Annotated in this window: 1 protein-coding gene; it reads right to left on the reverse strand. The window is 64.1% G+C overall.

The window, feature by feature from the left end:
• Positions 1-588 (reverse strand): DUF6531 domain-containing protein (locus KVH01_RS29455; RefSeq protein ID WP_225924440.1); only part of this gene is annotated, 588 nt, incomplete at both ends.

The raw sequence follows: 588 nt of genomic DNA on the forward strand, positions 1-588 counted from the left end.
ACCAGCCTGTGCGCCAGCCCATGGCTCCAGCCAAACCCCAACCCACAATCCACTTCCGCCGCACTGGTGCGATACAACCGTGTCCACTCAAACGGTAAAACGCCGTCCAGGGCACCATCGGTGAGGGTCAGCAATTCCTCCCCAGTGACCATCGACACCGGGCAGCCATTGGTAACGGTCTTGTCCGCTGGTGCCGCCGCATCCCCCTTGGGATTCGACGCCATGGCCGGCGCATCATCGACATGCTCCTGCCGCACCAGCACCGTCTGCCGTGCCTTGCTGCGCACCGCCGGCAGCGGATTCGCAACCAACTGCTCGCCAGCCTTCAACGGTACAGCCGGCACCACCTTGACCGGCGTCGCCGCACTGCTCAGCAACACAGGCTTGGCCACCTCCACATGAGCTTCCAACCGCGGCCCCGTTGCCTGCTTGGCCAGCAACTCCAACAACGCCCGCGCTTGCCCGGACTTGACGCGACTGAGCACCTGCGCACCCAGGCGCAGCTGTACCCCAATGCCCCGCGTGGCCCAGATCAGCAGCAGGTTGATCAAGACTTCGCCGGTGATTTCACCCAGCAGCTCATACATC

Origin of the sequence: Pseudomonas khavaziana (assembly GCF_019145205.1) — a bacterium.
GTDB lineage: Bacteria > Pseudomonadota > Gammaproteobacteria > Pseudomonadales > Pseudomonadaceae > Aquipseudomonas > Aquipseudomonas khavaziana.